At 44.0% G+C, this 9,135-nt stretch carries 9 protein-coding genes and 1 other annotated feature; of the genes, 3 read left to right on the top strand and 6 right to left on the bottom strand.

The genetic code is table 11. The features are described 5' to 3' along the window. Positions 1-892 precede the first annotated feature (892 nt). The 3 genes from BUB85_RS11685 to BUB85_RS11675 are packed head-to-tail and all read left to right on the top strand — an operon-like array spanning position 893 to position 2,938. Positions 893-1,405, top strand: a complete 513-nt coding sequence (locus tag BUB85_RS11685) for a hypothetical protein (protein ID WP_073110633.1) — start codon at positions 893-895, stop codon at positions 1,403-1,405. A 12-nt stretch (positions 1,406-1,417) separates the two neighbouring features. Further along, positions 1,418-2,173 carry an SDR family NAD(P)-dependent oxidoreductase gene (locus tag BUB85_RS11680; protein ID WP_073110629.1) on the top strand — a complete coding sequence of 252 codons (756 nt, stop codon included), beginning with the start codon at positions 1,418-1,420 and terminating at the stop codon, positions 2,171-2,173. A gap of 18 nt (positions 2,174-2,191) precedes the next feature. Beyond that, positions 2,192-2,938, top strand: a complete 747-nt coding sequence (locus tag BUB85_RS11675) for an SDR family NAD(P)-dependent oxidoreductase (RefSeq protein WP_073110626.1) — start codon at positions 2,192-2,194, stop codon at positions 2,936-2,938. 117 nt (positions 2,939-3,055) lie between these two features. Here BUB85_RS11675 and BUB85_RS11670 read toward each other — a convergent pair whose 3' ends face one another. The 6 genes from BUB85_RS11670 to leuS all read right to left on the bottom strand — a co-directional run bounded on the left by BUB85_RS11670 (position 3,056) and on the right by leuS (position 8,663). After that, positions 3,056-3,757, bottom strand: a complete 702-nt coding sequence (locus BUB85_RS11670) for a DUF5714 domain-containing protein (protein ID WP_073110623.1) — start codon at positions 3,755-3,757, stop codon at positions 3,056-3,058. 90 nt (positions 3,758-3,847) lie between these two features. Next, positions 3,848-4,147 (bottom strand): DUF3781 domain-containing protein, encoded by a 300-nt coding sequence (locus BUB85_RS11665; RefSeq protein ID WP_073110645.1) that lies wholly within the window; start codon positions 4,145-4,147, stop codon positions 3,848-3,850. Between the two features lie 203 nt (positions 4,148-4,350). Further along, entirely contained in the window at positions 4,351-4,716 is a 366-nt protein-coding gene (locus BUB85_RS11660) for an ACT domain-containing protein (protein ID WP_073110643.1), read from the bottom strand. 68 nt (positions 4,717-4,784) lie between these two features. Beyond that, positions 4,785-5,225, bottom strand: a complete 441-nt coding sequence (locus BUB85_RS11655; protein ID WP_073110620.1) for a GNAT family N-acetyltransferase — start codon at positions 5,223-5,225, stop codon at positions 4,785-4,787. 215 nt (positions 5,226-5,440) lie between these two features. Further along, on the bottom strand, positions 5,441-5,893 hold the full coding sequence (locus BUB85_RS11650) for a helix-turn-helix transcriptional regulator (protein WP_073110617.1): 453 nt from the start codon (positions 5,891-5,893) through the stop codon (positions 5,441-5,443). 343 nt (positions 5,894-6,236) lie between these two features. Beyond that, positions 6,237-8,663, bottom strand: coding sequence for a leucine--tRNA ligase (leuS, locus tag BUB85_RS11645; protein WP_073110615.1), 2,427 nt, complete (start codon positions 8,661-8,663; stop codon positions 6,237-6,239). Between the two features lie 104 nt (positions 8,664-8,767). Continuing rightward, positions 8,768-9,040: a binding site (T-box leader), on the bottom strand. Between the last annotated feature and the right edge of the window lie 95 nt (positions 9,041-9,135).

Genomic DNA, 9,135 nt, shown 5'->3' with positions numbered 1-9,135 from the left:
ACAAATATCTGCTTAAATAGGCAGAGCGGAATCTTATATCAAGAGAATCGTGGATTCCCCTCTTGATCAGGAACGGAACACCGTCCCTTTCCCTGCCATCCCGGCGAGGGATTATGGGTCAAGAGACTGGTCCCTTGAAGGTACATAGGGCAGATCCCTATGCCACCAAAGGGCTTAGTTGTGATACCAAGAAATAATTTTGAAACTAATTTACCTTAACACAAGAACTACTTAATTCTATTAAAACAGCCCCAGTAAAAACCGGGGCTAATGTTTCACTTATTTTGGGACATTTTCAAAAACGCTTGACATTCATTTTTCCTTGTATTTTGTTTATTCATTTTTCCTTGTATTTTGTTTATTTATCTTTTTTAGAAAATGTCTTGCACGTGTTCAAGTTGCATTTGGCTACATCCCCAGTCAGTCATTTCCAATATTTTGCCTGAATCTACTCGTCTATTGCCTTTTTCACCGCAGTTTCCAACAGTTCTGGCTGCCCTTCAATCCCTTTGTATTGCTTTTCTCTGTCATTTTTAGTAGTTATGACAGACACTCGGTGTTACCCAAGTCGTTTGATTCGCCTGTTAGTGCATGATAATTACAAATAATAATTCCCCGTTAGTTAATTATCAGACTTTTTTCTTTATTATGTTAATTTTGTACAATCTTTTCTTTATTCTCAGGAAACTATTGTCTTTGAAATTTTGCTATGCTAAAATCAAGACCAGTCGATACGATTGTCTGACTTCGTAACAGGCACTTCTGTGAGATTATGAGCAGGCTGCATAGCGAATTGCAAATATCGACTTTGACTATCCATCGGATTGCTATTCACAGAAATCATTGTGTGGAGTAGATATCCATCAATTTTTCCAGAAAGGAGGACAACATTATGCATAAAAATGACATAAAATCTTATCAAAGTTTCATGCTGTCTGAGTTACTGATCAACAACCTGCTGATCACAGGATTTATCAACGGTTTAGTTTTCTGGGGGTTAAATCGAAAAACGACAGAGTTCACCCTCTTGCATTTTCGAATCGATATCGCCATTACCATGGTTATTCTGGGATTGATCCTCGGATTTTTGACACCGGTACTGCTGAAATCCAAAGTCCAAAAACATGGCTTCTGCTTTCCGCCATTCGCCATGAAGGAACACTTTATCCTGCGTACTTTCACTGGCAAGCTCTGGATAAACGTGCTCTATACAACCGTACTTGCAACCATTCTGACCATGATTCTGATGTTCGGTACCGCTGTAATTTTCCATTGGGACAACTTCTCTCTGCTCGGCGCCATTATCTTTAAAGGTTTCGCTTGCGGAGTATGTGGAATGGTTGTATTCTATTTTATAGGAAATTATTACATGCTTAAAGAACAGTCAACCATGCAAAACAACTAGGAGGAATTAAGAATGAATTTTCAGAATTACAAAGTTCTGGTGGCCGGCTCCACATCCGGTATTGGTCTGGCCATCGCCAAGATGTTCATTGAACACGGTGCAACAGTAATCGGTCTGGGCCGGAATTTCGAGCGCACCAAAGAACTTGGGAAACAGTACATTCCCTGTAAATGCGACGTGACAGACGCTGACCAGATTACGGCAACGGTTGAATTTGTCAAAAAGACATTTGACAATAAGCTGGATGTCTTCGTGGACTCTGCCGGACTTGGTGTAAAGCAGCCGGTAGATGATGTACCTGTAGAGCGTTTTGATCTCGCAATCAACCTGCTTCTGCGCCACCACATCCTGTTCACATCTCAGTTGGTCGACGCTCTGCGCAGCTGTGACAGCAAGGATCCGGTTGTCGTACATATTTCCAGTGCCGCCAGCCGTTCGATTGAATCAGACAACATCCTGTACGGTCTGTGCAAAACCGCCTGCAATCTGTATGCAAAGCAGCTTGCCAAGGGACTGCACGGTGTCCGCTCATTTACGATCTCACCGGGAACCATCGCAACTCCTATCTTCGACCGCGACAAGAATGCGCACCGTACACCGGAGCAGATTCAGGCAATGTTTGACCAGTTGTCCAAAGCTATCCCATGTCAGCGCGTTGCCGATCCAAGCGAAGTCGCTGATCTGGTAGAATTTTTATGTTCTCCTGACGCATCCTATATGACCGGTACCGACTGTCTCATCGACGGCGGAATCATGACACAATTTTAATGAAAGGTGGAGAAAACTATGTTGAACAATAAAATTGCAATGGTGGTCGGTGCTTCTACCGGAATTGGACTTGCCACTGTCAGACGTTTCATCGCAGAGGGTGCTTACGTGTATGGTGTCGGAGAAGACTGCAGTGCATTTGCAGAGCTGAAAGAACAGTTTACATTTTTAAAGTGTGATGTCACTCTGGAATCAGATATTGAACGTGTATGCGCGGAAGTTGCCGATAAACATCATACGCTTGACAGCCTGGTGACTGTTGCCTCCAAGCTCTTTCGGGGCGGTGTAACACAGGTTGATGCAGCATTGATCGAAGAGGCAAACAAGCATATCTGCGTAATGCCGATGCTGTTTACAAAATACTGCACACCAATGCTGAAAAAGTCAGCGAACCCTTCCATCACACACGATGTGCCGATGTCAGCATATATGACTGAACTGGATTATCTAAATTCTTCTTTCTCAACCGCAGTCATCAACTACAGCCGGCAGGCCTGCTCACAGATCCGGCCGATCCGTGTAAACACAATCTTATTCGGAATCATGACCGATCATCTGCTGACCCCGGAGGAAGTTGCTGTATATGACACGCCGGAACACCTGGCGAAGATTCCTGCCGGACGCCTTGGAAAGGGCTCCGATGTTGCAGGCGTCAATGCATTCCTCGCTTCGGACAAAGCTCGGTACTTAAACTCCTGGGCATGCGCGGTGGATGGTGGATACTACACCATGAACCCACGATCTATGGGTAACAACGGAATTTAAGAACAGAGCAAAAAGGGACAGGTTAAAAGGCAATTGGGGACGTAGCAAAGCTGCAGCTTTGCTACGTCCCCAATTGCCTTTTAACCTGTCCCTTTTTGTCCTTTTTTGTTTCTTTTATCATTCTCCACGGAAATATGGACATTCCAGTTTAATACACTGCTCATTCCATCTCATAAATTCGCATTTTATCTTCTCCGGCAGTTCCATCTCAATTCCCAGATGCTCTTTCACAAACAGAACCGCTGTTTTCGCAGCCACGAAGGAATCCCGCTTGCAGCAGCGTGGTCCCCCCAGCTTTCCGATCTCTCCAAGTGCCGCCGCTGTCATCTGATTGGAAAGTCCCCAGGACTCTTTTGTCAACGGCGTCGCCTGCATGGCGATGCTCAGAAAGATTCCCGTGCTCACACCGGCCCCACAGCATCCCCAGAAACCGCACGCGCCTCCCGGTACCTGCTTTCCTCTTCGTTCCATTTCCTTCAGTGCGGGCCCCAGATCGATATCTCCGCCTGCATTACGATATGCCGCGAGGAGTGCCGCCCCGACCATCACATGATGCTCCGGCCCATGCATGAAAATAGCAGGTGTTCTCATAAGCCCCTGCATGATCTCGATTGGATTTTTGCTGTCTGTCTTTGAACAGACCTCCAAGATTGCCTCCACACCTTTTGCACAGTGACAGTCATCACAGATATAATGGCCATTGCGGCAGGACACTGTGGTCTCAAACTCTCCACCGCATATCATGCACTTCATTTTCACTGGCTCCGTACTGTATACCAGCTCTTCATTACATATCAGACAGTTACTTTTATTTTCCATTCCACCTATCCTCCATAAAATGTTTTGTATCATTGGCTGCTCCACAGATGCTCCACGGTAAATCAGAGATTCGCAGTCCGCTTTGATTTTCTATTTCATATGTGCAGTAATGATTGTATAGCTATAAGAGTTCACCGTTATCCTGATATTGTCGATTTCGCAATACCAGTTCTTCCCCTGTTTATATATATTACATTCGGGGTCCAATATTTTCTTTTTACAATATTCGACTACATCCTCCGTATCCAATTTCAGGTTTTTCTTGATCCTGTCAATGCCCATTTCCGTAGTATGTACTTTATCAATATTGGATAACAGCAAATCCTGATTTTCCGGACATGTCTTCGCATGTTCCAACGGAACATCCGTACGCACCGCTGTCTGCCCCATATTCCTTTCCACTGTCAAATGATCCTCGTACACAGCCATCCTCCCTTTATAAGTTCAATATCATAATATCATCATTCCCCGTTTATCCAATACCGACGCCCGGCTTTCTGACAGTCGTTTTACCACGCATATTTTGCGCAGTCAGCACTTACTCTCAGCCAGAATAAAAAAGGTTAAACAGAAGTTGAAACATCTTCTCCGGGTTACACTATGGTATATCCGCTTTTAGCCAATGTGCTCATTGCTGCATCAAAATCTTCTCTTTTTACTAGTATGTAATCTGTATTATATGTTGACACTGCAAATATGCCGATTTTGTTGTCTGCAAGAATCGCAGTAATTGGTGCTAAAATACCAATCAGTGAAAAGTCCAGTACCCCTTGTATTCGAAAACTTTTCCATCCGTCTTCTCTTTCGATCGTGTCCGCCGGTACATTTGACGTCAGACAGACCAGGGATAATTCTTCTTCGCTTTTTCCGATGAAATATAGCTCTCCTTCCAGATCTTCTGCACGGATCTCTTTTACTTTACACACAGTGAAATCATAGTCCAGCCTTTTTAATTCTATCATTCTATGCTCCTTAAATATTTCTGCTTTTTTTGTATTCCATACTGCTCCCCCCAAACAAAGGCAAGTTATCGCTCCCTTTTCAGGTAAACCATATCCACAAGCTGCTTTCCATCTTCAAATATCAGGTGGTCATAATTATCTGTGAAGAAGTTCTTTATGCGATGGGATTCACCAAAACCACAGCTACGATAAAAGCCGAGCGAAGACGGAACATCACCGGTTCCTACAAGCATATACCTACAGTCGGCATAATGTGAAAAGGCATACTGTATCAGGCTCTTTCCGTATCCTTTTCGCTGAGCCTCTGGTGATACAGCAATATTTTTCAGTTCATATATGCCGTCCCCTTCTTTTGTGACTACGCATTCGGCTTTGATACCGTCATCATCTAAAACAAACATTTCGCCTCGTTCAAGATACTTATCTATCATATCTTCCTGCTCGTCGGCCAATAGCAGCAATTCTAAATATTCTTTTTTATCTTTTGTTACTTCTCTTATTTCCATTCGTATGGATTCCTCCACAGCTTCAAATTTTTGTAATATCAATTTTTATTTTTTCTTTTTATATCTCCAGATTTCTTTCTGCTACTATTCTATCACAAATAATTTTCAAAGTCATTTCCTTCAAGTCCTCTGCTATATCATGGTGCTGTTGGCTCTATCTGTTCCGTCAAGGACTGCCCTGCAGCGTATCGGCTACGCCTTGTTCCTTGACCTCACTACATTTCTCTCAACTTTTTAGAAATCAGTAAGTTGACTGTAATAAATGAGATTGCTATACAAAAGAAACTGATGGTAAGCCATAGTGGTATATCCCTCTCTAACTGAATACGAAAAAGCAGAATAATTGCCATAAATATAGACCCCAAAATCTCCATAAAATTCAACAATTTTTTGCGGAATTCTTGTAGATGTGTCCGATTTTGCATCCTTTCAGATTTCCATATTCCATAATTTAGTTGAATATCATTTACATCTTCATCAGATATAAGTTCGTCCATACTTACATCTAGCTCTAATGCCAATTTTTTTGCAGTAATCAAATCCGGACATCTCGAACCATTTTCCCAACGACAAACTGTCTGCCTTGAAACATATAACTTGTCCGCAAGTTGTTGCTGAGTGAGATTTTTTTCTTCTCTGAATTTTTTGATGTTATCACTTAATGCCATACTCCATACCTCTCTTTCATTCACATCATATAACGATAGAACTTAAAATGAAAGTACCAGTATGTATTTCCTTTGTTTCCATTTTGGTAACATCTGTTTATTCTAAAAATGACGCAGACAATATCTCTACTATCTGCGTCATTCCTCTAATGTCCGCTTGAAATATTTACTCCTTTTTCTTTCAACTTTTACTCCAAATTCACTTCATTCTAAAAATCTGTTACGATATTTTGCGGTATTCTACGATACCGTTTCTTGAAGAAAAATTCTTGCAACCCTTGATATTAAGCAAACTTTTCAATATTTCCAAGCACTTTATTCTGTTGTGAGATTTTGTCTCAAATTATTTCATTACGATATTCACAATACGCCCCGGTACATAAATCTCTTTCACAACGTTGCCGGTCAGCTTGTCTGCGATTGCTTCTTTTCCTGCTGCGATCGCATCCTCTTTTGCTGCATCTGCAGGAATCGTCACAACCGCTTTTGTCTTGCCGTTGATCTGAACTGCCACCTCGATCTCGTCATCCTTCATCAGAGACTCATCGTAGGTCGGCCATCCCGCCTTGAATACACTGCCTTCATGACCAAGCTGCTGCCACAATTCTTCTGCGATATGTGGCGCAAATGGTGAGAGCAGAACTGCCAGCTGGCTCATCGTCTCAAGGTCGATACCACCCGCTTTTCTGGCGATCTCGGCAAACTTGTTATTGTATTCCATGAAACCAGAGATAACTGTATTCAGGCTGAAGTTCTCAAGACGTGTGGTGATATCCTTCACCATCTTGTTGCGGAACTTGATCATCTCTTTTGTAGCTGTTACATTCGCTTCTTTGCTGTCCATGGTCAGTGTCCATACTTTTTTCAGGAAACGGTATACACCGTCAATTCCTCTGTCGTCCCACTCTGCATCCAGCTCCGGTGGTCCCACAAAAAGCTCGTACATACGCAGGGAATCGCAGCCATAGTCGCGCACCAGATCATCCGGTGAAACGACATTTCCTTTGGACTTGCTCATCTTGATTCCGTTCTTTCCTGTGATCATTCCCTGATTGAACAGCTTGTGGAATGGCTCATCGAAATCTACAACTCCAATATCACAGAGAAACTTTGTATAGAAACGAGAATACAGTAAATGAAGTACGGCATGCTCTACACCACCGATGTACATATCAACCGGAAGCATGGCATCCGCTTTCTCTCTCGATACCAGTTCTTTGTCATTGTGGTTGTCCACGTAGCGAAGGAAATACCAGGAAGATCCTGCCCACTGCGGCATGGTATTCGTCTCACGCTTGGCCGGTTTTCCGCAGACCGGACACTTGCAGTTCACCCACTCGTCAATTCCCGCAAGTGGCGACTCTCCGGTTCCCGTCGGTTCATAGGATTCTACCTCCGGCAGGCGAAGCGGTAACTCTTCTTCTGGTACCGGCACTGCTCCACAATCCGGACAGTGTACAATCGGAATTGGCTCGCCCCAGTAACGCTGACGGGAAAATACCCAGTCACGCAGCTTGTAATTCACAGTTGCTCTTCCGAATCCACGCTCCTCAATGATGTGTGGTGCTTCTTTTTTCAATACAGAAGACTCCATACCATTCCACTCCCCGGAGTTGATCATGATTCCGGCAGCTTCTGTATAGGCTTCTGTCATATTTTCGATTTCTTTTCCGTCTTTGGCAATGACCTGTACGATTGGAATGTTGAACTTGGTCGCAAATTCAAAGTCGCGGTCATCATGAGCCGGTACACACATGATTGCTCCTGTACCGTAGTCAGCCAGAACATAATCAGAGAGCCAGATCGGTGTCTTCTCTCCATTTAACGGATTGACTGCATAGCTTCCTGTAAACACTCCGGTCTTCTCTTTGTCCTGCAGACGATCTACGTTGGACTTCATAGAAGCCTCGTTGATGTATTTCTCCACAGCCTCTCTCGTCTCGTCCGTGGCAAGACCTGCTGCCAGCGCATGCTCCGGCGCCAGTACCATAAAGGTCGCTCCGTAAAGAGTGTCCGGTCTGGTGGTGTAGACGGTGATGGCATCTTCTCTGCCCTCCACCTTAAAGTCAACCTCTGCGCCATAGGATTTGCCAATCCAGTCTGCCTGCATCTTCTTTACTTTTTCCGGCCAGTCCAGTTTGTCCAGATCACTCAGCAGTCTGTCTGCATAAGCGGTGATCTTGAGCATCCACTGACGGAGGTTTTTCTTGGTGACCTCTGTACCGCAGCGTTCGCACTTACCGTTTACCACTTCTTCATTGGCAAGACCGGTCTTGCAGGACGGACACCAGTTGATTGGAAATTCTTTCTCATATGCCAGACCTTCTTTGAACATCTTCACAAAGATCCACTGGGTCCATTTGTAGAAGTCCGGATCGGTCGTATTTACTTCCATATCCCAATCGTAAAGTGCTGCAATCTCATTGATCTGACGCTTGATGTTTGCCACATTCTCCGCGGTGGACTTTGCCGGGTGCACGCCCATCTTGATGGCATAATTCTCTGCCGGAAGACCGAACGCGTCCCATCCCATTGGATGTACAATATAGTAGCCCTGCTGTAATTTATAACGGCTCCACACATCAGAGATTACATACCCTCTCCAATGACCCACGTGAAGTCCGTTTCCTGATGGATACGGGAACATATCGAGGCAGTAATACTTGTCTCTCTTTCCATTCTCATCTTCCCTGACATTAACCGGGCTCTCCTCCCAGATATCATGCCACTTTTTCTCAATCGCCTTATGATTGTAGACTATTGCTGTCATAACTGATTCCTCCTGAATTTTTCTTTTTTACACCAGATACCAGAAATTCTCCCGCCTGCGGCGGTCCCCTCCCCGGTACAATAAATGAAGCCTTCTCATCTCAAAAAAGAGACGAAAAGGCTTTTATTTTCCGTGGTACCACTCTCATTCATGTCTCTGCTCTATATAAAACATGCACTCATTGATTCTGTAACGGGAACACCCGCCTCTGCCTACCGGAAATCTCACCGTACGTACTGCCTCAAAAAAGCGTCGCCGGCCGATTCGTTCAACAAAGGAACTCCGAGGTGAGTTGGGAGATTACGCTGCTGCCTCACACCACCCGGCAGTTCTCTGAAAACGGATACGCTCTTACTACTCCTCATCCATGTTTTTATCCTATTAACACTAGCGATAATTGTAGCACATTGGTTAAATATAATCAAGTCAAAAGATAATATTTCGCAGGTTATAAATTTTTTTATCTTTTTAC

Source organism: Hespellia stercorisuis DSM 15480 (genome assembly GCF_900142165.1).
GTDB lineage: Bacteria > Bacillota > Clostridia > Lachnospirales > Lachnospiraceae > Hespellia > Hespellia stercorisuis.
The sequence above is the reverse complement of the archived record's forward strand: the minus strand, read 5'-3'. Positions and strand labels throughout refer to the sequence as shown.